The sequence below is a fragment of the Duganella sp. sic0402 genome (assembly GCF_019219065.1).
Lineage (GTDB): Bacteria > Pseudomonadota > Gammaproteobacteria > Burkholderiales > Burkholderiaceae_D > Rugamonas.
Genome location: NZ_JAHUWK010000004.1, coordinates 136278 through 162366, shown reverse-complemented (window position 1 = coordinate 162366; position 26089 = coordinate 136278). Strand labels below are relative to the sequence as shown.

The window sequence follows — 26089 nt, the reverse complement described above, 5'->3', positions numbered from 1 at the left end:
GGCCGGGTGCATTCCCGGCAATGAAGTCGCTATAATCTCGCCATGACGCCACCCTCGCCACAGCCACATCCACAGCCGCCCGCGCCCGAGGGGCAGGATGAACCGTGGCTGGACGAGTCGCCGCTGGATGAGTTGTCGCCGCTGGAATTCGCGGCGCTACACTGGTCGGTACGCGTGGCCGACGGCCTGGACAGCGCAGCACAATGCCAATTCGACGCATGGCTGGCCGCCGATCCCGCGCACCGCACCGCCTACAATGACATGGCTGGCATCTTCGACGAAGTGGACGCCTTGCCCGCCAGCGGCGCAGCCCATCTGAGCGCGCGCGTGGTGATCGACTCCGCCGCCGCCTCGGCCGCCGCCGACCTGCAGCCGCGCCGTCCCGCTCCCACCACCACCACCACCACCAACCCGCCTGTCAACGTGCCACAATCCCAGGCCTCCGCCCAGCCGCGCCGCGCCTGGCTGCAGCCCACGCTGACTGGTGTCATCGCGCTGGTAGCGCTGGGCGCTGGCTGGAGCGGCTATCAGCACTGGCAGCGACAGCCAGTATTCGAGCAGTACTACGCCACCGCGCGCGGCCAGCAACTGAATACCGAACTGCCTGACGGCAGCCGCCTGCAACTCGACACCGCCACCCGCGCCGACGTCACGCTCTATCGCGACCGCCGCCGGGTGCGTCTCGCCGAAGGCCAGGCCGTGTTCAAGGTCCACGGCGACAAGGCGCGCCCCTTCGATGTCGAAGCCGGCCCATCGCGCATCACCGTGGTCGGCACCAAATTCTCAGTCCGCTACCTGCCCTCCGGCATGCAGGTCGCCGTGATGGAAGGCAAAGTACGTGTGGCCGGGGCCGGCGAAGTGCGCTTCCTGCTGCCCGGCCAAACCATCCGCGCCGGCCAGGATGGCCAGCTCAGCGAAGTGACCAGCATGCCGGTAGACGCCATGGCCTCCTGGCTCAGCGGCCGCCTCAGCGTCGACAACGCCGCGCTGAGCGAGGTGCTGGCGGAACTGGCGCGCTATGGCGACACCGGACTGCAAGTCCACGATGAAGCGATCGGCCGGCTGGCCGTCACCGCCAGCGTCAACCTGCGCGACCCGCAAGGCTTCGCGCGCAGCCTTTCGCGCGTGCTGCCGGTCAAGCTACGGCCGCTGGCCAACGGCGGCACGGAAATCGTCGCCGCAAAATAATTCAACTATTTTTCATCGCTGGCATCAGGGTAAGGCCAGCTGATACGTCTTCTCCATAACACGATCAACTTTGGAGAAAGCGTAATGCAGTCATCCCGTACCCGGTTAACCCTGGCGCCCCTGGCGCTGGCCGTCGCCATGGCGCTCGGCGCCGCCCCTCTTGCCCACGCCGCCGCTAGCGCCGACACCCTGGTCGAACTGACCATTGCTGCGCAGCCGCTGTCGCAGGCGCTGGGCGAACTGGCGCGCAAGACCGGGACCACCTTCGTCGCCGCGCCCGCCCTGCTGGCCAACAAACAGGCGCCGGCGCTGTCCGGCCGTCTCAGCTTGCGCCAGGCGCTGGACCGCCTGCTGGCCGGCAGCGGCCTGCTGGCCCATATCGACAACAACGCAATCACGCTGACGCCCGCCCCAAAGCCTGGCGCGGAAAGTCTGCTGCAAGAGGTGACGGTCAACGCCAAGGCCGATCCCTCGACTGAAGGCAGCGGCTCCTACACCGCGCGCGCGCTGACCATCGGCAAGGGCGTGCAGTCGCTGCGCGAAACGCCGCAGTCGGTTACCGTGGTCACGCGCCAGCGCCTGGACGACCAGAACCTGCAAACCGTTGGCGAAGTGATGCTGCAAACCACCGGCGTCACCGCCCAGGAACGCAACTTCGGCCATCTGACCTACAACGCGCGCGGCTTCAGCATCGGCAATTACCAGGTCGATGGCGTGCCGCGCGGCGAGTACGGCGGCATCGGCATCGCGCCTGATCTGGCTGTGTTCGACCGGGTCGAAGTGCTGCGCGGTGCACCCGGCGTGCTGATCGGCAATGGCGACCCCAGCGGCACCGTCAACTTCGTGCGCAAGCGCCCGACGGCGGAAAAACAGCTCGACATCATCGCCCGCGCAGGCCGCTGGAACACCTGGCGCCTGGACGTGGACGCTGCCGGCCCGCTGAACGCCGACGGCAGCGTGCGCGGCCGCGTGGTCGCCTCGCATGGCGAACGCGACTCCTACTTCAAGCACACCAGCATCGATACGCCGCTGCTGTACGGCATCCTCGAAGCCGATCTCAGCAAGGACACCATGCTGACCGTCGGCGCGCGCACCCAGTCCTATCATCAGAAAGGCGGCCGATTGATCGGCGGGCTGCCGCAGTCGGCCGATGGCAGCGACCTGCAACTACCGCGCGACACCACGCTGGCGCCAGCCTGGACCGGCATGGACACGCAAGCGCATGAAGGCTTCGGCGAACTGCTGCACCGCTTTAACGACGACTGGCAATTCAAGCTCAGCGGCAGCTACAGCCGCAGCTTCCGCCAGGACGTCGCCGCGCGCCGTGCCGGCTATGTGAATCCGGCCAGCATGACCGGCGTCAGCGTCAATGCCGTCGCCTATGGCGATGACGATTTCCGTTCCGGCGGCGTGGATGGCCAGCTGACCGGCAAGTTCAACGCCTTCGGTCGCCAGCACGGCCTGGTTGTCGGCGCCAACTGGGAGCGCGAGGAAACCAACAGCCGCAGCGCCCGCGTCAATTTCTCGCCGGTGCTGCCGATCAACTTCAACAACTACAGCGTGGACAGCCTGGTCGCGCCGGCGCGCCCGCCCTTCCCCGCCACCTACCGCACACTGATCAATACCCATGGCCTGTACGGCAACGTCAAACTGAACCTCACCGACCCGCTGAGCCTGATGCTGGGCGGCCGTCTGAGCTGGTACGAATCGAGCCAGGTACTCTTGCCGGACAACGTCAGCAGCTATGCCTACAAGCAGAGCCACGAGCTGACACCGTTTGTCGCCGCCATCTACAAGCTGAACCAGGACTGGTCGCTATACGGCAGCTATACCGATATCTTCCAGTCGCAAAGCACCAACTTTACCGCCAGCGGCCAGCCGCTAGCCCCGGCGATCGGCAAGAACTATGAAGCCGGCGTCAAGGGCGAGCTGTTCGACGGCAAGCTCAACGCGTCGCTGGCAGTGTTCCACATCACCCAGACCGGGCTGGCAGCCACCGACCCAAGCTCGCCGCTGGATTGCCCTGGCACGCCGGCAGCCGGCGGATGCTCGATCAACGGGGGCAAGGTGAAGAGCGACGGCTTCGAAGCTGAGTTAAGCGGCGAACTGCTGAAGAACCTGCAAGTGTCGGCCGGCTACACCTACAACAACGCCAAGAACGTCATCAACCGCGACGCAGATGGCAAGCCGACGCTGCAGGAGGGCCGTCCTTACGGCGCCGACTACAATCCGCGCCACCTGCTGCGCGTCTGGAGTTCATGGAAGCCATCCGGCGCACTGGCCGGCTACACCTTCGGCGGCGGCGTGTCGCTGCAATCGAAGCTGTCGGACCTGGACCAGTACGCGCCGGCCGGCATCGTGCCGCGCATCCAGGGCGGCTACGCGGTGTGGAACGCGATGGCCAGCTACCGCATTGCGTCCAACCTCAGCGCCACGCTGAACGTCGCCAACCTGTTCGACAAGCGCTACTTCCAGGGTTCCTGGCAGAGCTACTACGGTTCGCCACGCAACGTGACGCTGACCTTGCGCGCGCAATACTAAGCGCATGAAGGAAGGTTTCCGCCAGTGCATGGCGTGGCTGCACACCTGGGTCGGCCTGGTGACTGGCTGGGTGCTGTTGCTGGTGTTCGCCACCGGTACCGCCGGCTATTTCCAGTACGAGATCACGCGCTGGATGACGCCGGAGCTGCCGCTGCGGCCGGCCATGCCGGCGGTCACCACCGCGCAAGGCCTGGCCACCGCGCAGGCGCTGCTGGCGCGGCAAGCTGGCGACGCCGAGCGCTGGGTGATCCATGTCGATGGCGGCCGTGACAGCATGGACTGGCGGCTGCACTGGCCGGGACTGCAGGAAAACCTCGACCATGGCTACGGCAGCATCGTCATCGATCCGGTCAGCGGCACCAAGCTGAAAACCGAGGCCGGACGGCCGCGCGATACCGGCGGCGGCAACGCGCTGTACCGCATGCACTACGAGCTGCATGCGATGCCGCGTGAAGCGGCCATCCAGATCGTCGGCTTCAGCACCATGCTGATGCTGCTGGCCATCGTCAGCGGCGTCATCACGCACAAAAAAATCTTCGCCGACTTCTTCACCTTTCGCCCCGGCAAAGGCCAGCGCAGCTGGCTGGATGCACACAATGTGGTCAGCATCATGGCGCTGCCCTTCTTCCTGGTGATTACCTACAGCGGCCTGGTGTTTTTCATGGACCACTACCTGCCGGCCGCGATGCACGCCGAATACGGCTGGAACAAGCAATGGCCTAACAACGGCTACAGCACGCCGCTGAACCCGCGCGCGAATCCGCGCCTCGATCCTGGCTTCCGCCCCAATCCGGAATGGGACGATGCGCAGCCGGGTTCCGGCCAGCGCGCGGCGCTGGTGGACCTGCGCCTACCGCTGCGTGCTGCCGAAGCCGCCTGGGGCGCCGGCCAGGTCAGCCGCATCTGGGTCGAGCATCCGGGCCAGGCCGGGGCGCGCGTCACCATCTTCCGCCAGTTTCCCGGCCCGATGCGTAGCGAGCAGGCTATGCTGTTCGACGGCGTCAGCGGCCAGCCGAGCGCCGCGCCGATCCAGCGCAGCCACGCCAGCGGCGTCTGGCAAGTACAGAATCTGCTGACCGACCTGCACGAAGGCGTTTACGCAGGCTGGACGCTGCGCTGGCTGTACTTCCTCAGCGGCCTGCTGGGCTGCGCCATGATCGCCACCGGGCTGGTGTTGTGGACCGTCAAGCGCCGGCGCAAGCAGCAAAGCGAATTCAGCTTCCGCCTGGTGGACAGCTTGAACATCGCCAGCGTGGCAGGATTGTGGGCTGCGCTGGCCGCCTACTTCTGGGCCAACCGGCTGCTGCCGCTGGACATAGCGGGCCGCGCCGCATGGGAACAGCACAGCATGTACCTCGTCTGGGGGCTGATGCTGGCGCACGCCGCGCTGCGCTTGCGCTTTACCGATGCGCTGCGGGTGTGGCAAGAACAATTATGGCTGGCGGCCGCCGCACTATGCGCCGTACCGCTATTGAATGCGCTGACCACCGAGCGTCACCTGGGTGTGACCTTGCGAGTCGGCGACTGGGTGCTGGCAAGCGTAGACCTGACGTTGCTGGCGCTGGGCCTGTGTGTGGCGGCTGCCGCCGCCAAGGTCGGCCGCAAGCGGCGTGGCGCCGGAGCCTCGGCATGAGCGCGCCGCAACTGCGCCACTACCGCTGGCAAGTGTTCAGCCGGATCGTGGCCGCCGCACTGGGCGGCTATCTGCTGACCTCGCTGATCGTCATCGCGCTGGCGCAACTGCTGTCGCGCATGTTCGGCATGCTGCCGGCCGCCGCGGTGCTGAGCGCTACGCTGGGTGGCTTCGTGGTCTACACGGTGATTGTGTGCTGGGCCTTCAGCACGCGCAGCGCCACCCGCGCCTGGCTGGGCGTGACGCTGCCGAGCTTGGCGCTGGGTGCGGTGCTGCTTATTTGCCGTTGATGATTTCTTTGAGCAGCACGAACGTCTCGTGGTGGATGGCCTGCTCGTTGGCCTTGAATTCCTTTTCCGCTTTCAGATACGCAGGCTTCTTCAGTTCAGCCTGCTCGGCGGCGGTCGGCTTGGGCGCGGTCGGGAACATCTGCGCGCTGCTATTGTAGGTGTCGTGCAGCACTTTCTTGCCGTAGCTGGATTGGTAGAACCTGGTCATTTCCAGCGAAGTTTCCGTGCTCAGCAACTTGGCCACCGGCGTCGACAGCTTGTTGTAGACGAATTCCGGCTGCAGCTTGATCACCTTGTCCATCACCTGCTTGCGCTGTTCCGGCGACGAAAACTTGCTCATGCCGGCGGTCATGCGCATCATCTTCTCGGCCTGCATGGCGGCCAGCAGATCATGCGCGGCCTTGACCTGTGCGGCATCCGGATTGGGCGTGGCGGCGTGGGCGGCGCCACTCAGCATGAAGACGGCGGCAACAATGGTGGCGATAAATTTCATGGACTTCTCCTCTATGTTTTTTCGCATTCTAGCCGGAAAAATAAAATACCTACGCACCAATAAAAAAACGGATACCCGAAGGTATCCGTTTTCATCAGGCTAACTGACTTCTGTGATTAGAAGGTGTAAGCCAGGCCCAGGCTGAAGAAGCGGCCGATTGCGCCGGCTTGGTGCAGCGAGGCGTTGTACGACGTTTGGGTGGTCGCATTGCCGTAGGTGCTCAGGTCGAACGGTGGCTGACGGTCGAACAGGTTCAGGATCGAACCTTTCAGCGTCAGGTTCTGGCTAACCTTGTATTGCACGTTCAGGTTGGTCGAGGTGAACGACGACACCTTGCAGTACACGCCTGGCTGAACCAGGTTCTGGTAGTACAGGCGGCTGGCGATCACTTGCGCCGCTTTGCTGCAATCATTGCCGCCCTCAACCGATGGGTCCAGCGCCGAGAAGCTGCTGGTGTAGTTGAAGGTGGTGTTGACGTCCAGAGGACCTTTGGTCCAGCCCAGGCTCAGCTGCGCGCGGTTCTTCGGCGAACCGGTGGCGCCCGATACGACCGACGGGCCTTGGGTGCCGGCCAGCTGGTAGGTAACGCCAGCGATGGTCTGCTCGTAGCTGATGGTGTGCGCTGCGCTCAGGTTGGCGCGGATCACGCCCTTGTCGCCCAGGTTCCAGCGGTAGCCGATATCGCCTTCCAGGCCGGTGGTCTTGGTGACGCCAGCGTTGATGTATTGCGATTCAGCGAACAGGATAGGACCAACCGATGGCACGCCAACGACCGTACCCTCACCCACGCCGGTCGAGATATCGATCGGCACGGCTGGGCCACGCACGAAGGTCGGCGAGTAGCTTGGATCGTTACCGGCTGCGGTCACGATCTGGTTCTTCACGTCGATGCGGTAGTAGTCCAGGGTTGCGTTCAGGCCTTTGAACGGCTCCAGCACGACGCCCAGGGTGTACGACTTCGACTTCTCTGGCGACAGATCCTTGTTAGGACGCTGCACGTAGGTCGGGTTGATGCCGCAAGCGGTAGGCACGGTGCCGGCCGCGTTCTGGTTGCCGGTTGGGCACAGTACAGGGTCGTTGATACCGTTGAACACGAAGAAGGAACCGGAGTTGCCGGTTTCCGCCGGGTTCGGCGCACGGAAGCCACGCGCGAAGGTGCCGCGCAGTGCGAACTGCTTGGATGGCGCCCACTTGACGCTGGTCGCAGGGGTGAACGAGTGGTTGTTATCGAAGTGATCGTAACGGCTCGACACGTGCACTTCGACGTCCTTGATCGGGGTCGCTTGCAACTCTGCGAAGGCAGCGGTGTTGGTTTCTTCACCGAACACGAAAGCCGAGGTGGAAGCCACCTGGCCGTTGGCGGTCAGCGACGACGGTGGCGCGTTCCAGGTGCGTTTATGCCAGTGCACGCCGCCAGCCAGTGCTATCGGACCAGCGCCCCACTGGGTCAGTTCGCGCGAACCGACGAAGTCGAAGTAGTTCAGCTTCGATTCCAGGGTGTTGGTGAAGCGTGGCGATACCTGGTTGATCAGGTCTTGCGAGTTGCCGCCCAGCGGGTTCCACTTGCCGGCGTTCAGCAGGCTGTACAGGGCGCCACGGTCAACGTAGCCGCTGTAGTCGATTTCAGCTTTCGACTTGGTCAGGCCGCCAGCGACGTTCAGGTCCCAGCCATAAGCCGAACCACGCAGGTCCACAGCGAAGCGCGAGGTGGTGGCGCGGTTTTGCGCTTGCGACGCGCCGTCCAGGCCTGGAATGTAGCCGTACAGGCGGGTGGTGCCAGCGAACGGATTGGCGATGGTGCCGATGTTCTTGCCAGCGCCGAAAGTGGTGGTCATGGCACCGACGCCGGGATTCAGCGCGCCGTTGTTGTTGACGTTGTAACCGGCGAACGAGGTTGGCGAGTAGGCGCCTGGCAGACCACGGTTGCTCAGGTTGTCACGTTGGAAGATCGAACCTTTGAACGCCAGTTCCCAATCGTTACCCAGCTTTTTGGTGTAGCCAACCAGCAGGTTTTTGTTTTCGGTTTCAGGCTGGATATTGCCGTAGGTGTCTTCCACCGAGCAGCCGCCAGCGCGGTACAGGTTGAAGTTACATTTCGGGTCCAGGAACTGGTAGTTGGCCGGATTGTCGACGTTGGCGTACTGCTTGCCAGTGGCCGGATTGATCGGGTTGTTCGGGTTCTGGAAATACAGGAATGGCGAGCTGGCTGCGGTCAGGTAGCCGTTACGCGCGGTTGGCACGCCGTAGGTCAGGTTCTGGCCGCCGCGTTTGCTCCAGTCCAGGTCATCCCAGTCGTATTGCGAACGCTGCGAAACCTTGATCGCGTTCTGCTTGCGCCACTCGGCGGTCAGGAACACGTTGTAGCCGTCAGCGTCGATATCGCCAAAGCCGGTGCTCAGCGAAGCACGCTGGGTGCGGCCGCCACCGTGCTGGCTATTGCCTGCGTCAGCGGCAAAGCGGGTGCCGTTGAAGCTTTTCTTCAGCTTGATGTTGACCACGCCGGCCACTGCGTCCGAGCCGTACAGCGACGAGGCACCGCTCTTCAGCACTTCGATCGAGTCGATGGCGTCGAATGGAATGTTGGATACGTCAACAAAGGAGCGTTGCGAGTCATCGCCGATCGCGTAGGGAGACATGCGGTGGCCGTCGATCAGCACCAGGGTCGAGCCCACGGTCAGGCCGCGCAGCGAGACGCCGGACGCGCCGTTGGCGAAGGCGCCGGAGAAGCCGGTGCCCAGGGTGCCGGCGCCGTTGGCGGCCAGGTCTTGCAGCAGCTCGGCGATCGAGGTTTTGCCGCTGCGCTGGATGTCAGCGGCGGTAATCACCTGGACCGGTGCGGCGGTTTCGGTGTCGGTACGGCTGATCAGGGAACCGGTCACGACCACGCGTTGTACTGGCTCGGCGGCTGCCTGTTGGGCCATGGCCGGGGTCAGGGTAGCTACCGAGAATGCGCCGCTGGCGATCACTTGTAAGATGGCTACGGGCATCGATTTCATGCGTAACTTCATGTAAACAAAACTCCTTCTGTGTATTTCAAAGCGCTGGCCTCGGGTAAAGACCGTTGCTTCAGGATGTATCTATCTGTAACTTGCCAAACAAAAGCGTGACATAAGACCATAGGCTAACGAATAGTGTCAATTTGACGCCCCTCCCCTATGGAAATAAAACAACGGATAAATATAGAAAATCCGACTTTTGCCATAGCTTATTTGGCTTACATAGTGCAATTAGCGGCAACGATGCCAAGTTGCACCAAAATAGTGAAAATGGCGGAATTTTGCGCTGCAACAATTGGATACATGCTTAAAGCGGCTTCACTCTGCATTTTTACAAAAACCACCTAGCGCAACGCAGCATTAATGCACCAATTTGGTGATAAAAGAGGAAGTAAAGCAAGGAGAATGAAGAAAATTGAGCTTATGAAACTAACACAGGATTTCGATAAACTCGCGTATTGCCAAATTTAAATCAGATGATATTTGCCATGAAAGCACAAATAAAGAGCTTTCATACCCGTAACTTCAAGTTACAAAGTGATACAAAAAAAACGCCATCGCGGCGCTATTGCATTATTTGAGCAGCTAATCGGCATAAAAAACCCGAGCTTACTTGAAGAGGTTTAACCGATCTTCCCGGCCCTCTCGCCGCAGAGGCAGATCGAGTAGTTGAGATTAAATGAGGCGTGGCACGCGCCATCGCCACTTTGGACCTTGCCCCCAGCTAATTTAAGGACGGCCAAGGGATTAGCAGGTTAGTCACGAGGGATCGTTATGACAAAGGCGCTTCTCTAGCTGCACAACCCGAGCAAGTGCGTCATGTGCCTCATCGAGTACGTCTTCCGGCATGACATCGAATAGCAATTCCATTCGGTCAGCCGCCTCTAGACGGTCTATATCCGCAATGATAATGCCAGCATCTTTCTGCCCGATCTTCAAGGCCCCCAAGCTGATAGAACCTGGTGTAGCAAATCTGGCGGAATGAACGGACGACGAAACGAGTTGGAAAAACTTGGGAATGTCACTTGTCGCAAAGCTTGGGGTCGTCGCAGCGCGTGCACGCAAGGTAGCGAATCTTCTCTGCAGCACTGTGGTCAGAATTCCGCGATAAAAATCATCGTAAATCAGATGGGGACGCAAACTACAATAAGGAAGATACGAGTATAAAGACGTTGAAGCATAAAAAATGGCATCTGCAAAACTCACCTATGTTCACATCGGCCCGAAGACGCTGCTAACCGGGCTACCTGGACAGATCGGCGTCACGCGCTCGGCGGCCGGGCCAGAACCCGTGGCTGCGCTCACTAAAGATGGGATGGATCAGCGGTGGCAGTACCTGCAATAGTGCGCCCATGCTGGACGCACAATGAAAAAAACCCGCCGAAGCGGGTTTTTAGTATTTTGGCGGAGAGGGTGGGATTCGAACCCACGGTAGGGTCGCCCCTACGCTTGATTTCGAGTCAAGTACATTCGACCACTCTGCCACCTCTCCTGGTGACGCATTTGCTACATTTTTCTCACATCCAAACAGTTGGCGGAGAGGGTGGGATTCGAACCCACGGTAGGGTCGCCCCTACGCTTGATTTCGAGTCAAGTACATTCGACCACTCTGCCACCTCTCCGTTTTCCCACCTGCTGCTGCGAGAAGGCAAGATTATAGCAGGTGTGAAAGAAAATGGAAGGGCAATTTTGACGCTATTTTTTACGCTTTCAGATGCGTCAGGCCACCCATGTACGGGCGCAGCACGGCCGGGATCTCTACCGAGCCATCCGCCTGCTGATAGTTCTCCAGCACAGCGACCAGCGTGCGGCCGACTGCCAGGCCGGAGCCGTTCAGCGTGTGCACCAGTTCCGGCTTGCCTTGGGCATTGCGGAAGCGCGCCTGCATGCGGCGTGCCTGGAAGGCTTCGCAGTTCGACAGCGACGAAATCTCGCGGTAGGTGTTCTGCGCCGGCAGCCACACCTCCAGGTCATAGGTCTTGGTGGCGCCGAAGCCCATGTCGCCGGTACACAGCGACAGCACGCGGTAAGGCAGGCCCAGACGCTGCAAGATGGTTTCGGCGTGGCCGACCATCTCGTCCAGCACGGCGTAGGAATGGTCCGGATGCACCACCTGCACCATCTCGACCTTGTCGAACTGGTGCTGGCGGATCATGCCGCGCGTGTCGCGGCCATAGCTGCCCGCTTCCGAGCGGAAGCATGGGGTATGCGCGGTCATCTTCAGCGGCAGCGCTTCGGCGGCCAGGATGTCGTCGCGCACGATGTTGGTCAGCGAGACTTCCGAAGTCGGGATCAGGTAGAAGGTCTCGCCCTCGCCTTCCGCACCGCCCTTTTTCACCGAGAACAGGTCGGCTTCAAATTTCGGCAGCTGGCCGGTGCCGCGCAGCGAATCGGCGTTGACCATGTACGGGGTGTAGCACTCGGTGTAGCCGTGCTCGTCGGTGTGGGTGTTCAGCATGAACTGCGCCAGCGCGCGGTGCAGACGGGCGATGCCGCCTTTCATCACCGAGAAGCGCGAACCGGTCAGCTTGGTCGCGGTATCGAAATCCAGGCCGAGTGCGGCGCCGACATCGACATGGTCCTTGACTTCAAAGTCGAAGCTGCGCGGCGTACCGACTTTGCGGACTTCCACGTTGCCGGCTTCATCATTGCCAACCGGGACCGACTCGTGCGGCAGGTTGGGAATGGTTTGCAGGAAGTCCGACAGCTTGGCCTGCAGCTCACCCAGTTTGGCTTCATTGGACTTGAGCTCGTCGCCCAGGCCTGCCACTTCCGCCATCAGGGCGCTGGTGTCTTCGCCCTTGCCCTTCATCATGCCGATCAGCTTGGACTGCGAATTACGCTTGCCCTGCAGCTCTTCGGTGCGCGTCTGGATCGCTTTGCGTTCCGATTCGAGAGCGTTGAACGCTTCTACATCGAGCTGGAACTTGCGGGTCGCCAGGCGCGCGGCGACGTTGGCTATATCTTTACGGAGCAGTTGGATGTCAATCATGGGAACAAAGCCGTTATCTGTCGAAAAACGTTCATTGTACCAAGACGACGCCACTTCCTAGCGAGTTTTGCGCAGCCCGCCGGCTGCCGCCATTACAGCGCGGCTTTCTCGGCGGCGGTCAGGCGCTTGGCGGTGACGGTCGCGGTTGGCAGGTCCAGGTCGGCCTTGGCCACCACGGCGGCTTTGTCGGCTGGCAGGTAGACGTCAACGCGGCCGTCGGCGGCGGTGGCGAAGCTGGTGGCGCCGGCGATGATCGAAGCGGCCAGGAAGATGACTTCCATGTTTTTAGCGATGTTCATGATGTGCTCCTTCAGGTAGCGGGTTGATTAAGTGCTGCGGTATGGTTGTACTGTACCTAAAGGCGCTATGGCATGCGATGGGGATGCGACGAAGCGCCGGAAATGGCGCCTGAAATGCAAAAAACCGGCAGGAAAGCGCGCGCCAGCCTGGCTGTAGGATTTCTCCTACGCAACTAATCGTGCGCCATATGAGGCTTGAAATTTGTACTATGTATTCAACAGTACATTATTCGAGGAGAAGAAATGAAAACCAATATCCTGAACATTGCAGCGGCCAGCGCCGTGATGATGATTGCAGCGGGCTGCGCCTCCACCGGTGGCTCGTCGTGGGGCAACGAACCGCCGCCGCCGGCCAATCCGAACTTCGCCGGTGAGATGAACAAGTTCAACGCCCAGTTCCCGAACGACAAGGCGACCAAGTACGAAGAAGTTTCGCTCAACTATAACAACGCGAAAAAGCTGGACGAAGTGGGCAACTGCCATGACATCACCAAGCATCCGGTGGTAATCATCCTGACGCTGGACGCGGCTGGTAAAGTGACCCGCACCACCACCGACGTCGAAGGCAAGAAAGCCGAATGCTTCCGCCAGGCCTACGCCGGCGCGCAACTGCCGCCGCCGCCGTTCGCCCCGTACCAGAAACCGATTCGCCTGCGCTAAGCGGCGATCTTAGGCGGCGTCTTCCTCGGCGGCCGCCTCCGTCTCGGCGGGCTTTTCCAGCCAGCCGATGACGATGTCATTAAAGCGCTCCGGCTGTCGCGTCATCGGCCAGTGACCGGTTTCCATCGCCACCACCTTGCATCCCGGCTTGCCCGCCAGGTTCTCCGTCCATTGCGGCGAATGGAACATGAACGGCTTGTTGGTGCCGTAGATGAACAGCATCGGCACCTTGGGCACAAACGGCACCAGCGAGTGATATGAACCAGCCGCGCCTGCGGTCAGGATGTAATACGGGTAATTCATGCCGGAGCTGATATATTCCTTCGGCGACGGCGCGCCCAGCAGGCTGGCCATGCCACGGGTGATCGAACGCCCCAGCGGGCCGCCCATGGTCCACGCCAGCGCCAGCGTGCTCTGGTAGCCGGCAACCATCATCTTCTGGCCGATCGAGCGCGAGCGGCCGGTGGCGCGCGATTGCGCATCGCCGATATCCACGCCGATAATCGCCGACACCAGCGACTTGTTGCGCATGTAAAACTCATAGCCAAACACGCAGCCCCAGTCGTGCAGCATCAGGATCACCTTCTGCTTCTGGCTGACACTGTTCACGATATGCAGCAGGATGCGCATGGTCGCATCCAGTGAATACGAGCGGCGCGGCTTGTGGATATCAAAACCGGGCAGCGTGAAGCGCACACAGCGGTAACGGTGGCGCAACTCCGCCACCTGGGCATCCCACAGGCGATAGGTATCCGGCCAGCCGTGGATCATCACGATGGTTTCCGTACCCTCGCCTTCCACATGGATATCAATCCCGTCGACTACCAAGTCCTTGCTCATTACTTCTCCTGATGCGTTTTTTGGGCATAACGACATCATGCCAGCTTTGGCAATATTTTTGGTAATTGCCTATGGACAAATCATGTGACTATCCGTAGCATACGCTACTAAATTGGCAACTACTTTCTAATTGGAAATCTATAATCATCTGATCCTGGGCCTGTACGGCGCAGCACAGGAATGCACGCCAACCGAGTTTAGCGAGCAGGCCTTGTCACAGCTAAAGACCGCGCTGCACTTTGATTCGGGAGTGATGATGAATATCGATGTGGTCGGTGGCGACAAGCTGACCATCCGCAGCATGCACCTGTCCAATCAGCCGCTGGAGCAATTACTGGCCTGGGACCAGCTGGAGACGCCGGATTATGTACTGGACGCCGCCTTCCGGCAGCGCGGCGCCACGCTGACCAACATCAGCCGCGACACCTTCGGCGCCCATGCCGATTTCATGGATTACTGCCATCGCTTCGAGATCGCGCATACGCTGATTCAGATTTCCCAGCCGCTAGCGCCGAACAGCGTGGACCTGATGTCGCTGTGGCGCGCCCGTCCCGAGCAGCGCTATGTCGAGCGTGACCGCAAGCTCAGCGACCTGTTGCTGCCGCATGTTTTCCAGGCCAGCCGGGTCAGCCGCCGGTTGTTCGACCAGCCTGACGCAGGACCGCCGCAGCATGTCTCGGTGCTGGCCAGTCTGCACGGCTGCCTGCATACCGCTCCGGCCGACGCCATCACGCTGCTGCAACGCGAATGGCGCGAGTGGTCGCCACCACTCCTGCCGCCGCAATTGATGCGTCAACTCGCCAGCAGCCAGCAACTGCTGTACAACGGCGACCACATTGTCGTCAAAGCCGAGACCTTGGGGCCGGCCTTGCACCTGCAAATCGCCCAACGCCCGGCCACCAAGCTGACTGCCGCCGAATGGAATGTCGCCCAGCTGGCAGCGCAGGGGCTGAGCTACAAGGACATTGCCCGCCAGCTGGACAATTCCCCGGCCACCGTGCGCAACCAGTTACACAGCGTCTACAACAAACTGGGCGTAGAAAACAAAACCCAGCTGGCCGCCCTCTGGCCGGCCGTCATGCCGCAGACATTGTCATGAACCACAGCTTGCTTGAACTGTACGGCCGCGCGCAGGAATGCACGCCAGGCGAATTCATCGAGGAAGCGATGGGTATTATGCAGCGTGTGTTGCCCTTCGATTCGGGCGCGGCGGTGCGCGCCGAATTTTCCGACCAAGGTGAAATGCGCGTACACGCCATGCACGCCTATCGCCAGCCGGTGGAAAAACTGCATGACCGCGCCAGCCTGTCCACGCCCGATCCGGCGCTGGCCGAGGCGTTCGGCCGGCGTGGCCGCAGCATCAGCTTCGACTTCAGTCACATTGACCGGCGCAAACATCCGGATCTGATCGCCTATGTGCGTAAATACCAGGTCGCGCAAAGCCTGGTGTATATCCCGGCAACGCCGCTGGCACAGGGGCTGGGCGTGCTGGCTTTGTGGCGCGCCCAGCGCGACCGCCCCTACAGCGCCGCCGATGTCGCGCTGGCCGACCAGTTGATGCCGCATCTGTTCCAGGCACGCCAGATCAACGACCGCCTGCAAGGCGGCGGACGGCGCGATGGCGGCGCCCTGCTGCTGGTCACTGATCGCCAGGGCTGTCTGCAATTTCTGGATGACGAGGCTGGCCACATGCTGCAGGCCGAATGGCCGGCGTGGACGCCGCCGATGCTGCCGCCGGTACTGTTCCGCGCGCTCAGCACTTCCCGCAACGGCAGCTATACCGGGCGCACGCTCTGCGCCCGCATTCATCCGCAAGGCAAGCATCTGCACATCATGCTGGAACCGGTCACGCATCGCGCCCTGCTGACGCCGGCCGAACTGTCGGTTGCCGAACTGGCCGCCGCCGGCGCCAGCTACAAGGAAGTGGCGGCCGACCTGGGCATCTCACCGGCCACCGTGCGTAACCAGTTGCACAAGGTCTACGCCAAGCTGCAAATCTCCAACAAAACCGCGCTGATCGCGGCCCTGAACGCCATCGCGCGATAGCGGATAGAACATTTGTTCCCTAGTCCGGAGACAAGGGAGCTGCAAGAATCCTCCGTCTATTCATAACGGAGGTTACATGGCAATCAAGAGCTACAGCGGCAATCTGCGTGACATCGGACCGCATCAGTCGAACAAGGAAGGAATCAATTTCGTTTATATCGACCTCGGCGGCAACAACCTGCAGAATGTGAACTCCTCGGTGGTGGTCGGAGAATTCCTCCAGCGCGGACTGGGGATGGAAGGCGATAGCACACTATGGATTAGCCACCAGTTGGCAAAGAAGACGCTGCTCGGCGTGCAGTTGCCTAACGGGAAACGGGTACACCTGGACGTGTCCGCGCAAACCTCGCTGCTCTTTATCTATAGCCTGCTACCGATCGTACTGATCATCTGTGGCACGCAGATGGGCGGTGGTCATAATAGCAACGAGGCATCCTATTTCTCTTACTTCTTCGCACTGTTGGGCGCACTCTACCCTTACGTGCAGTGGAAAAAAGTGCAGGCACTCAAGCGCATTGCGCGCGGCGAGCTGTTCAACTGATCAGCGCTTGCCGGCGTCCTCGTCCAGCTGGCGCAGGAAGGCCATCTTGTCGGCGATCTTGCTTTCCAGACCGCGCGGCACCGGCTGATACCAGCCGGGCTCGCGCATATCGTCGGGGAAGTAGGTTTCGCCGGCGGCGTAGGCGTGCGGCTCGTCGTGGGCATAGCGGTACTCGTGACCGTAGCCCAGCTCCTTCATCAGCTTGGTCGGCGCATTGCGCAGGTGAACCGGCACTTCACGCGATTTGTCCTTACGCACAAACGCCATCGCTTCGTTGAAGGCGTTGTAGCCGGCGTTGCTCTTGGCGGCGATGGCCAGGTAGATGACCGCCTGGCCCAGCGCCAGTTCACCTTCAGGCGAGCCGAGCCGTTCGAAAGTGGTGGCGGCGTCGTTGGCCACCTGCATGGCGCGCGGATCGGCCAGGCCGATGTCTTCCCAGGCCATGCGCACGATGCGGCGCGACAGGTAGCGCGCGTCGGCGCCGCCGTCCAGCATGCGGCACAGCCAGTACAGCGCGGCGTCCGGATTGGAGCCGCGCACTGATTTGTGCAGCGCCGAGATCTGATCGTAGAAATTGTCGCCGCCTTTGTCGAAGCGGCGCGCGTTCAGCGTCAGCGCGTTCTGGATGAACTCGGCGGTGATCTGGTTGGTCTTGGCGGCGTTGGCGGCGGTGCCGGTCACTTCCAGCAGGTTCAGCAGGCGGCGCCCGTCGCCGTCGGCATAGCCGATCAGCGTGTCGATGGCAGCGTCCGCGAATTCCAGCTGCGTCAGCACCTTGTCGCGGGCGCGGTCGACCATCTGCCGCAGCTCGCTTTCGTCGAAGGACTTCAGCACATACACCTGGGCGCGCGACAGCAGCGCGGAATTGACTTCAAACGAGGGATTCTCGGTAGTGGCGCCGATCAGCGTCACCAGGCCGGATTCGGCGTATGGCAGCAAGGCGTCCTGCTGCGACTTGTTGAAGCGGTGGATCTCATCGACAAACAGGATGGTGTGCTTGCCCATGTCCAGGTTGTGCTGCGCCTGTTCCATCGCGGCGCGGATGTCCTTTACGCCCGAGAACACCGCCGACAAGGCGATGAACTCGCAGTCATAGGCCTTGGCGGTCAGCCGCGCCAGCGTGGTCTTGCCGGTGCCCGGCGGGCCCCACAAAATCATCGAATGCGGCTGGCCCGACTCGAATGCCAGGCGCAGCGGCTTGCCCGGCCCCAGCAGGTGGCGCTGGCCGATCACATCATCTAGCGTCTTCGGCCGCAAGGCTTCGGCCAGCGGCTGGCGCGGTTCGGTGGAAAATAAATCTGCCATGGTCTGCAATGTAAAAACGCCGCAGCGTCGCAGCTGCGGCGTTGCAAGGCTGTCGCCTGGTGCTTAATTATTGAATACGTCGGCGCCCTTCGGCATGACGAATTTAAAACTGCTGGCGTTCAGCGCCGGATTTTTTTCGATCTTGCTGAATTTCAGCACCGAAGTCTGGCCAAAGGAATCCTTCAGCTCCATCGCCGCCGGCAAGCCGTCTTTGAGGCCGATGGTGATTTGCTCGAAGCTGGTGTCCTTGGCTTTCGGCACCGCTTTCAGCCACTCCAGCCCATCGCGCGTGCCGCCTTCCGACAGCGTAAAGTTCTTTTCCAGGTCATTGCTGCCGAACAGGATGGCAGCCGGCGATGAGCCCAGCGCATCGCCCAGCTTCTTCACCGTGACCTGGTTCAGGTCCTTGTCGTAAATGAACAGCTGTTCGCCATCCGCCTGCAATACCTGGTCGTAGGGTTTGGCATAGGTCCAGATGAATTTACCAGGACGGGCAAACATAAAGGTGCCGCTGGAATTTTTGCCAGCCTTGGGCGCTTCGCCATTGGTGTTTTTCACCTGGGTCTGCACGAATTCGCCCTTGGCCGCCTTGGTCGACGAGACGAAGGATTTGAACTGCTCCAGCGCGCTGGCGTGGGCAAAGCCAGCCAGCAGCAAACCCGCACTCAGGGCGGCCAACGATTTCATACGCATCATACGATCCTTTTTATTCTGCACTGGCAACCGGAGCGAGAATCTCACGGTTGCCGTTTGATTGCATGGGTGACACCACGCCACTATTTTCCATTTGTTCCAGCAGGCGCGCCGCGCGGTTGTAGCCGATGCGCAGATGGCGCTGCACCAGCGAGATCGACGCGCGGCGGTTCTTCAGCACCACCTGCACCGCCTGATCGTACATCGGGTCGGCCTCGCCGCCGCCCTCTCCCGCCGCCGCGCCCTCGGCGCCACCGCCCTCGCCTTCCAGCGTACCGCCTTCCAGGATGCCCTCGATGTAATTCGGCTCGCCGGTGGTTTTCAGGTGCTTGACCACCCGGTGCACCTCGTCATCCGAAACAAAGGCGCCGTGCACGCGCACCGGCAAGCCGGTGCCCGGCGGCATATACAGCATATCGCCCATACCGAGCAGCGTTTCCGCCCCCATCTGATCCAGAATGGTGCGCGAGTCGATCTTCGACGATACCTGGAAAGCAATCCGGGTCGGGATATTCGCCTTGATCAAGCCGGTAATCACGTCGACAGATGGGCGCTGCGTTGCCAGAATCAAGTGCAGGCCGGCCGCACGGGCTTTCTGCGCGATACGCGCGATCAGCTCTTCCACCTTCTTGCCGACCACCATCATCAGGTCGGCCAGCTCGTCAATGATGATGACGATGGTTGGCAGTTTTTCCAGCGGCTCTGGCGAATCCGGCGTCAGGCTGAACGGATTCGGAATGTGTTCTTCGCGCTTCTTGGCCTCGGCAATCTTGGCGTTGTAGCCGGCCAGGTTACGCACGCCCAGCTTGGACATCAGCTTGTAGCGGCGTTCCATCTCGTTGACCGCCCAGTTCAGCGCATGGCCGGCCTGGCGCATATCGGTGACCACCGGCGCCAGCAGGTGCGGAATGCCTTCGTAGACCGACATCTCCAGCATCTTCGGATCGATCAGGATCATGCGCACATCGCGCGGATCGGACTTGTACAGCAGCGACAGGATGGTGGCGTTAATCCCCACCGACTTACCGGAACCGGTGGTACCCGCGACCAGCAAGTGCGGCATCTTGGCCAGGTCGGCCACCACCGGCTTGCCGGCGATGTCCTTGCCCAGCGCCACCGTCAGCGGCGACGGATTGTCGTTGTAGACCTTGGAGCCGACGATCTCGGTCAGGCGCACGATCTGGCGCTTCGGATTCGGCAGTTCCAGCGCCATGTAATTCTTGCCGGGGATGGTTTCCACCACCCGGATCGAAGTCAGCGACAGCGAACGTGCCAGGTCGCGCGCCAGGTTGACGATCTGGCTGCCCTTGACGCCGGTCGCCGGTTCGATCTCGTAGCGGGTCACCACTGGGCCCGGATAAGCGGCCACCACCTTGGCATCCACGCCGAAGTCGGACAGTTTCTTCTCGATCAGACGGCTGGTGAACTCCAGCGTCTCAATGGAAATGGTTTCCTGGGTCTCCGGCGCATCGTCCAGCAGCGACAGCGCCGGCAGCGCCTCGTCGCCGGCAGCGCGCGGCAGGTCGTTGAACAGGCTGGCCTGGCGCTCCTTCTCGACGCGCTCGGACTTGACCACGGTGGTGATCTGCGGCTCGACCTTGATGGCGGGCGCCGCGACCGGATGCTTCTCGACGTGCTTGGCGCGCTCGTGCACCACCACTTCCTCGCGCTTGACGGCCGCCACTTCGCCCTGGCGGCGGTCTTCGCGGTACTGGTAGCGCTGGATGAACCAGTCGACGGCGTTCTCGACCGCGCCGCCCAGGCGCTCGGCCACCGCCATCCACGATACATGGAAGAACAGGCTGAAGCCCAGGCCGAACATCAGCAGCAGCAGCAAGGTGGCGCCGGTGAAGCCGAAGGCGACATGCGCCGAATGGCCGATCAGTTCGCCCAGCACGCCACCCGAGCTGCGCGGCAGCTCGGCATGGCTGGTCAGCGTGCGCAGGCGCAGGAATTCCAGGCCGACGCTGCCGATGAACAGCAGTACGAAGCCGATGCCGCGTATCAGCGGTTCCTGCGCATGTTCCTGCTCAGGCTCTTTCGACAGCACATATTTATGGGTCAGCCCACGGTAGCCCTTCCACACCACGCGCAGCAGGCAGAACGCCCACCACCAGGCGGACACGCCGAAGATGTACAGCAGCAGGTCGGACAGCCAGGCGCCGGCGCGGCCGCCGAGGTTGTGCACCTCGGGCACCAGCGTGCCGTGCGACCAGCCCGGGTCCATCTTGTGATAGCTGGCCAGGATCAGCACGAAATACAGTCCCAGGACGGCCAGCGCCAGCCACCGCGCTTCCGACAGCAGCCGCACCAGCCGGTTCGGCAGGGGCTGGCGCTCGGTCGGAGTGCGGGTATAGCCAGACGAGGAAGCGCCGGCGGCTGCGGTGCGTGGCGTGCGTTCCTGAACTTTTTTACTGCTCATAGATATCTTGGTGTTGCAATGTTGGCGGTCAGGAAATATTCCTATAGCGGTATTCTAAGGCATAAGGGCAACAACCGCCCCCACGATTCGTCCCAATTCCCTGCTTGCTCTATAATCTTGTATTGCTTGCGTAATTGCAATAGCGGCATCCCCTTGCCGCCCTTGCTTGCGCCCCCACATTCGGATTAATCCAACATTATTTAGAAGAAGCCCGCCATGACCACTCCAAAACACGCTCGCGTACTGATTCTCGGCTCCGGCCCTGCCGGCTACAGCGCCGCCATTTACGCGGCCCGCGCCAACCTGAAGCCGATGCTGGTGACGGGCGTTGAGCAAGGCGGCCAGCTGATGACCACCACCGACGTGGAAAACTGGCCAGCCGACCCGCTGGGCGTGCAAGGCCCGGACCTGATGCAGCGTTTCCTGCAGCACGCCGAGCGCTTCAACACCGACATCGTGTTTGACCACATCCACACCGTCAAGCTGCAAGAAAAACCGATCCGCCTGATCGGCGACAGCCACGAGTACACCTGCGATACGCTGATTATCGCCACCGGCGCGTCGGCGCAGTACCTGGGTCTGCCTTCGGAACAGGCCTTCATGGGCAAAGGCGTGTCGGCTTGCGCGACTTGCGACGGCTTCTTCTACCGTGGCCAGCAGGTGGCCGTGGTCGGCGGCGGCAATACCGCCGTCGAGGAAGCGCTGTACCTGTCCAACATCGCCACCAAAGTGACGCTGATCCACCGCCGCGACAAATTCCGCGCCGAAGCGATCCTGATCGACCGACTGAACGCCAAGGTTGCCGAAGGCAAGATCGAGATCAAGTACAACCACACGCTGCATGAAGTGACCGGCGATGACGGCGGCGTTACCGGCGTCAAGATCCAGTCGACCGAAACCGGCGCCATCACCGATGTCACCGTGCACGGCCTGTTCGTGGCGATCGGCCACAAGCCGAACACCGGCATCTTCGAAGGCCAGCTGGAGATGCACAACGGCTACATCAAGACCAAAACCGGCACCGAAGGCATGGCCACGGCGACCAGCGTACCGGGCGTGTTTGCCGCCGGCGACGTGCAGGATCACATCTACCGCCAGGCGATCACCAGCGCCGGCACCGGCTGCATGGCCGCGCTGGATGCACAGCGCTACCTGGAAGGCCAGGAGTAAGCACGATGAAAGACTTCGCAGACCTGAAATCGTTGAGCAAGCAGCTCAAGGAGCAGGCTGAGGCACGCGCCACCGCCGAGGCGGAGCGTGCCAAACAGGTGAAAAAGCAGGTGGTGGAAGCCAATCTGTTCCAGTCATCGCTGGGCGGCGTCAAGCGCATGCCGGTATCGGACCGCTATGTGCCGCCCAGCGTGCCCAAAGGCGTTGCGCCGTCGGCCGCACCGGCCCGCAAGCTGACCCAGGCCGAGGATGATGCGGCGGTGCTGCGCGAGTCGCTGTCGGACCTGTTTGAAGTCGATCATTATCTGGAAGACGATCCGGCGCTGAATTACTCGGCGCCGGGCGTTGGACCGGATGTGATGAAGAAGATGCGCAAAGGCCATTGGCCGGTGCAGGATGAGCTGGATTTGCACGGCATGAACCGCGACCAGGCGCGCGATGCGCTGGGCGATTTCCTCACCAAGGCCGGCCTGCGCAATCACCGCTGCGTGTGCGTGATTCACGGCCGCGGCTTCGGCTCGCGTGGGCAGGAGCCGGTGCTGAAATCGATGGTGCACAGCTGGCTGGTGCAAAAAGGGGTCGTCGCCTTCTGCCAGGCGCGCAACAGCGAAGGCGGCGAAGGCGCACTGATCGTGCTGCTGCGCGCCGCCCTGCAACCTACACGCTACTGATATCAGCCACGCTGGTAGCGCTCCAGCCAGTGTGCGTAAGGCGCTGGCAGCACCCACGACGGCTGCTCCTGTTTCAACGCCATCGCCGCATGATAGGCATAATGCGGATTCGACAGGAACGCCCGGCCGATCATCACCAGATCCATCTGCTGGTCAGCCACCACCCGGTTGGCCACTTGCGGATCATCTATCCCCCACGATGACGCCACCGGCACACCGGCTTCCTTGCGCACCCGCTCGGCGATCGGCGCCAGGAAGGCCGAACCCCACGGCACATTGCCGTTCGGCGTCGAGAAGCCGACGCTGACATTCAGCATATCCAGCCCGCCCTCGCGCATTGCCCTGGTCAGCGCAATCGCCTCATTCAAGGTCTGCTCGTCGCGGCCATCGTATTCAATCACGCCAAATCGCGCGGTCAGCGGCAAATCCTCCGGCCACACCTTGCGCACCGCCGCCAGCGTCTCCAGGATAAAGCGGCTGCGGCCTTCAAAGCTGCCGCCGTATTCGTCGGTGCGCTGATTGGCTTCGACCGAGAAGAAACTCTGCGCCAGATAGCCATGCGCAAAGTGCAGTTCCAGCCACTCGAAACCAGCGTCGCGCGCGCGGACCGCCGCATCGACAAAGTTCTGCGTGACGCGCGCGATATCGTCCTTGCTCATTGCCTGCGGCACCTTGGGCAGATGCTTGCCAAACGCCACTGCCGATGGCCCGATGATGTCCCAGCCACCCGCGTCGGACGGAATATGGTCATCCCCTTCCCACGGCTTGTTGGCGCTGGCCTTGCGGCCGGCGTGCGCGATCTGGATGCCGGGCACGGCGCCGCCGGCCTTGATGGCGGCGGCAACCCGCTGCAGGCCGGCGGCCTGTTCGTCGTTCCACAAGCCCAGGCAGCCGGGGCTGATGCGGCCTTCCGGTGCAACAGCGGTTGCTTCAACAATCACCAGGCCAGGACCGCCACGGGCGATGCTGGTGTAATGCGATTCATGCCAGTCATTGACCAGGCCATCGACGGCGCTGTACTGGCACATTGGCGGCACCGCGATGCGGTTGCGCAGGGTAACGCCTTTCAGCGTGTAGGGTTTGAATAATGCGGTCATGCGATTCCTTTACTGTTGAGCGCGCTTGGCGGCGGCAGCCAGGCCGTCTATCCATTCCTGGTGCGCATTGAGCATCGGATTCGGTTTGGTGACGGCCAGGCCGCGGGCAGGCTGGCCGTTCTGGGTTTCCTGGGTCAGGATGCGCACGCGGCCATCTGGCAGGTCTTCAAACAGCCAGGCGTGATGCACGTCCAGGCGCGATGTGGCGTCGCCTTCCACCCAGCCATGCCACGCGATGCGCGCAGCCTGGCCGTTGGCAGGCGGTACATACTCTACCACTTCCGCCTCAACCGCGAAGCCGAAGGTGGTAAACCGGAAGCGCGCCCCGGCGCTCAGCAGCGGACCGCCGCCATCGTAAAAGCGGATCCCGGATGCGTTGCTGTAATAACCAGGCCAGGCGCGGGTGTCGTCCAGCTGCCGCCAGACCTCGGCGGCGCTCAGGCCGGCCACGGTGATTTCATTGGATACGTAGTTGTCGGTGGTGCCGGGCAGATAGGCCGGCGGCCAGATAATGTCACTCATCAAGGGCTCCTTTGGGTCAAGACCGCATGATGCGCTTTGGTCTAAAATAAAACCAATCGATAATTTTTATTCAAAACATCATGCCAGCTGATATCAGAACGTTTGACTTCAACCTGCTCAAGGCGCTGGACGCCCTGCTGGACGAGCGCAGCGTCACCGCCGCCGCAGAGCGCCTGTCGCTGACCCAGCCGGCAGTCAGCGGCATCCTCACCCGCCTGCGCGAACATTTCGACGATCCGCTGTTCGTGCGCGCCCAGCGCGGCATGGTGCCAACCAGCCGCGCGCTCGCACTGGCCGGGCCGGTCAAGCAACTGCTGGCGGAAGTGGAAAGCATGCTGCGCCCGCAGGGCTTCGATCCAGCCACCGCCAGCATGACGCTGACCATCGCCGCCACCGACTACGCGCTGCGCGCCGTGATGGTGCCCTTCCTGTCGGCGCTGCGCAAACAGGCGCCCGGCATCCGCGTCGCCGTACAGCCAGTTGAAAACAGCCTGCACGCGCAACTGGAACGCGGCGATGTCGACCTGGCGCTGATCACGCCGGAAACAGCGTCGCCAGATTTGCACACCCAGTTCCTGTTCGATGAACGCTATGTCTGCGTGCTGCGCGCCGGCCATCCCGACGCCACCGCCCCGCTCTCACTCGACCGTTTCTGCGCGCTGGACCACGCGCTGGTGTCGTACAGCGGCAGCCCGTTTGCGGGCGCCACCGACAAGGCGCTGGCCGCCATGGGCCGCGAACGGCGCGTGACGCTGTCAGTCACCAGCTTCCTGGTGCTACAGGACTTCTTGCGCGTCAGCGACCTGATCGCCGTGGTGCCGCATAAACTGGCGCTGGTGACCGACGGCCTGGCGGCGCTGGAAGCGCCGCTGCCCATTCCCGGCTTCACCAAAATCGCCGCCTGGCATGAGCGCACCGAGCGCGATCCGGGCCGCAGCTGGGTGCGCGCACTGTTGTTTGAAACCTGCCAAACGTTAATATGATGCAACAACTCTACCGGACACGAAGCGGCCATGTTAACCTACGTGCATTGCAACCTTGTCCATAAGCCTAGATGAAGCACGTACCGGTCCACGTCTCACTGATCACCATTATCGAAATCATGGCGATCCTGGTCGGTGCCTTGTCGGGATTCGTGGAAGCGCGGCGCAAGCGCATGGATATTGTGGGCGTCTTCACGGTCGCCTTTATCGCGGCCTTCGGCGGCGGTACGCTGCGCGACATCCTGCTCGACAAGCGGCCGCTGTTCTGGGTCATGCACCAGGAATATGTGATCCTGATCTTCGTGCTGACGCTGGTCGCCACACCGCTGATGAAAACAGTGCGCCAGATTATTTCCGAACGGGTGATTGTGGTAGCCGACGCTGTCGGTCTTGGCCTGTTTGCCGTGGCCGGCGTGGCGCAGGCGCAGGCGGCGCATATGCCGCTGTTCATCGCCTCGATGATGGGGGTGATCACCGGTATTTTCGGCGGCGTGCTGCGCGACATCGTCTGCAACGAAGTGCCGATGGTGCTGCGTGACGGTAAACCTTATGCCATCTGCGCCTTCTTCGGCACCTGGCTGTTCATCGGTCTGCAATACATCGACATGGTATCCGATGACGCGGCGCTGTGGATCAGCGCCGCCTTCATCGCCATACTACGACTGGTGACCTGGAAGTTTGAACTCCACCTCCGCAGTCACCATTAA

Annotated in this window: 23 protein-coding genes and 2 tRNA genes; 12 read left to right on the top strand and 13 right to left on the bottom strand. The window is 61.9% G+C overall.

The genetic code is table 11. The annotated features are described in order from the left end of the window. Nucleotides 1-42: 42 nt before the first annotated feature. From KW842_RS12570 to KW842_RS12555, 4 genes are all read left to right on the top strand, one after another. Nucleotides 43-1188 (top strand): FecR domain-containing protein, encoded by a 1146-nt coding sequence (locus KW842_RS12570; protein ID WP_218304442.1) that lies wholly within the window; start codon nucleotides 43-45, stop codon nucleotides 1186-1188. Nucleotides 1189-1272: 84 nt separating this feature from the next. Next, a complete protein-coding gene (locus KW842_RS12565) occupies nucleotides 1273-3729 on the top strand; it encodes a TonB-dependent receptor (protein ID WP_218304441.1) in 2457 nt (818 codons plus the stop codon). Nucleotides 3730-3733: 4 nt separating this feature from the next. Then, nucleotides 3734-5362, top strand: coding sequence for a PepSY domain-containing protein (locus KW842_RS12560; protein WP_218304440.1), 1629 nt, complete (start codon nucleotides 3734-3736; stop codon nucleotides 5360-5362). Then, nucleotides 5359-5652, top strand: coding sequence for a DUF3649 domain-containing protein (locus tag KW842_RS12555; protein ID WP_218304439.1), 294 nt, complete (start codon nucleotides 5359-5361; stop codon nucleotides 5650-5652). Before KW842_RS12560 ends, KW842_RS12555 begins: the two co-directional genes overlap by 4 nt. Here KW842_RS12555 and KW842_RS12550 read toward each other — a convergent pair. From KW842_RS12550 to KW842_RS12520, 7 genes are all read right to left on the bottom strand, one after another. Next, nucleotides 5639-6145, bottom strand: coding sequence for a hypothetical protein (locus KW842_RS12550; RefSeq protein WP_218304438.1), 507 nt, complete (start codon nucleotides 6143-6145; stop codon nucleotides 5639-5641). The two genes, KW842_RS12555 and KW842_RS12550, sit on opposite strands and share 14 nt — an antisense overlap. A gap of 116 nt (nucleotides 6146-6261) precedes the next feature. Beyond that, the gene (locus KW842_RS12545) at nucleotides 6262-9141 is read right to left on the bottom strand and encodes a TonB-dependent receptor (RefSeq protein ID WP_218304437.1); all 2880 of its coding nucleotides are present in this window, start codon (nucleotides 9139-9141) and stop codon (nucleotides 6262-6264) included. A 759-nt stretch (nucleotides 9142-9900) separates the two neighbouring features. Then, nucleotides 9901-10347, bottom strand: a complete 447-nt coding sequence (locus KW842_RS12540; protein ID WP_218304436.1) for a hypothetical protein — start codon at nucleotides 10345-10347, stop codon at nucleotides 9901-9903. Nucleotides 10348-10543: 196 nt separating this feature from the next. Continuing rightward, nucleotides 10544-10633: transfer RNA gene (locus KW842_RS12535), tRNA-Ser, on the bottom strand. A gap of 40 nt (nucleotides 10634-10673) precedes the next feature. Continuing rightward, nucleotides 10674-10763, bottom strand: a tRNA-Ser gene (locus KW842_RS12530). 80 nt (nucleotides 10764-10843) lie between these two features. Then, nucleotides 10844-12133, bottom strand: a complete 1290-nt coding sequence (gene serS / locus KW842_RS12525) for a serine--tRNA ligase (protein WP_218304435.1) — start codon at nucleotides 12131-12133, stop codon at nucleotides 10844-10846. 92 nt (nucleotides 12134-12225) lie between these two features. Further along, complete coding sequence (locus KW842_RS12520) at nucleotides 12226-12432, bottom strand: hypothetical protein (RefSeq protein ID WP_218304434.1); 207 nt, start codon at nucleotides 12430-12432, stop codon at nucleotides 12226-12228. A 243-nt stretch (nucleotides 12433-12675) separates the two neighbouring features. On the opposite strand from KW842_RS12520, the gene KW842_RS12515 reads away from it, so the two are divergent. Further along, nucleotides 12676-13092: a hypothetical protein gene (locus KW842_RS12515; protein ID WP_218304433.1), complete on the top strand. Its 417-nt coding sequence runs from the start codon at nucleotides 12676-12678 to the stop codon at nucleotides 13090-13092. 9 nt (nucleotides 13093-13101) lie between these two features. Here KW842_RS12515 and KW842_RS12510 read toward each other — a convergent pair whose 3' ends face one another. Continuing rightward, entirely contained in the window at nucleotides 13102-13932 is an 831-nt protein-coding gene (locus tag KW842_RS12510; protein ID WP_218304432.1) for an alpha/beta fold hydrolase, read from the bottom strand. A 130-nt stretch (nucleotides 13933-14062) separates the two neighbouring features. On the opposite strand from KW842_RS12510, the gene KW842_RS12505 reads away from it, so the two are divergent. The 3 genes from KW842_RS12505 to KW842_RS12495 all read left to right on the top strand — a co-directional run bounded on the left by KW842_RS12505 (nucleotide 14063) and on the right by KW842_RS12495 (nucleotide 16519). Next, on the top strand, nucleotides 14063-15031 hold the full coding sequence (locus tag KW842_RS12505; protein WP_218304431.1) for a helix-turn-helix transcriptional regulator: 969 nt from the start codon (nucleotides 14063-14065) through the stop codon (nucleotides 15029-15031). Further along, nucleotides 15028-15978 (top strand): helix-turn-helix transcriptional regulator, encoded by a 951-nt coding sequence (locus KW842_RS12500; protein ID WP_218304430.1) that lies wholly within the window; start codon nucleotides 15028-15030, stop codon nucleotides 15976-15978. Before KW842_RS12505 ends, KW842_RS12500 begins: the two co-directional genes overlap by 4 nt. Before the next feature lie 76 nt (nucleotides 15979-16054). Further along, complete coding sequence (locus tag KW842_RS12495; protein ID WP_218304429.1) at nucleotides 16055-16519, top strand: hypothetical protein; 465 nt, start codon at nucleotides 16055-16057, stop codon at nucleotides 16517-16519. Here the strand turns inward: KW842_RS12495 and KW842_RS12490 are convergent, their stop codons facing one another. The 3 genes from KW842_RS12490 to KW842_RS12480 form a co-directional block, all read right to left on the bottom strand. Continuing rightward, nucleotides 16520-17824, bottom strand: coding sequence for a replication-associated recombination protein A (locus KW842_RS12490; protein ID WP_218304428.1), 1305 nt, complete (start codon nucleotides 17822-17824; stop codon nucleotides 16520-16522). It lies immediately after the preceding gene. A gap of 63 nt (nucleotides 17825-17887) precedes the next feature. Next, nucleotides 17888-18520, bottom strand: a complete 633-nt coding sequence (gene lolA / locus KW842_RS12485; RefSeq protein ID WP_218304427.1) for an outer membrane lipoprotein chaperone LolA — start codon at nucleotides 18518-18520, stop codon at nucleotides 17888-17890. A gap of 10 nt (nucleotides 18521-18530) precedes the next feature. Then, the gene (locus tag KW842_RS12480; protein ID WP_218304426.1) at nucleotides 18531-20939 is read right to left on the bottom strand and encodes a DNA translocase FtsK; all 2409 of its coding nucleotides are present in this window, start codon (nucleotides 20937-20939) and stop codon (nucleotides 18531-18533) included. A 216-nt stretch (nucleotides 20940-21155) separates the two neighbouring features. Here KW842_RS12480 and trxB point away from each other — a divergent pair, with 216 nt between their 5' ends. Together trxB and KW842_RS12470 are read left to right on the top strand one after the other, a co-directional pair. After that, nucleotides 21156-22109, top strand: coding sequence for a thioredoxin-disulfide reductase (gene trxB, locus KW842_RS12475; protein ID WP_218304425.1), 954 nt, complete (start codon nucleotides 21156-21158; stop codon nucleotides 22107-22109). A gap of 5 nt (nucleotides 22110-22114) precedes the next feature. Next, nucleotides 22115-22780, top strand: coding sequence for a Smr/MutS family protein (locus KW842_RS12470; protein WP_218304424.1), 666 nt, complete (start codon nucleotides 22115-22117; stop codon nucleotides 22778-22780). Nucleotides 22781-22782: 2 nt separating this feature from the next. Here the strand turns inward: KW842_RS12470 and KW842_RS12465 are convergent, their stop codons facing one another. Together KW842_RS12465 and KW842_RS12460 are read right to left on the bottom strand one after the other, a co-directional pair. After that, a complete protein-coding gene (locus KW842_RS12465) occupies nucleotides 22783-23877 on the bottom strand; it encodes an NADH:flavin oxidoreductase/NADH oxidase (RefSeq protein ID WP_218304423.1) in 1095 nt (364 codons plus the stop codon). A gap of 9 nt (nucleotides 23878-23886) precedes the next feature. Further along, nucleotides 23887-24399: an SRPBCC domain-containing protein gene (locus tag KW842_RS12460; protein ID WP_218304422.1), complete on the bottom strand. Its 513-nt coding sequence runs from the start codon at nucleotides 24397-24399 to the stop codon at nucleotides 23887-23889. 80 nt (nucleotides 24400-24479) lie between these two features. Between KW842_RS12460 and KW842_RS12455 the strand changes: the two genes are divergently transcribed. Together KW842_RS12455 and KW842_RS12450 are read left to right on the top strand one after the other, a co-directional pair. After that, on the top strand, nucleotides 24480-25382 hold the full coding sequence (locus tag KW842_RS12455; RefSeq protein WP_218304421.1) for a LysR family transcriptional regulator: 903 nt from the start codon (nucleotides 24480-24482) through the stop codon (nucleotides 25380-25382). 71 nt (nucleotides 25383-25453) lie between these two features. Beyond that, nucleotides 25454-26089, top strand: a complete 636-nt coding sequence (locus KW842_RS12450) for a trimeric intracellular cation channel family protein (protein WP_218304420.1) — start codon at nucleotides 25454-25456, stop codon at nucleotides 26087-26089.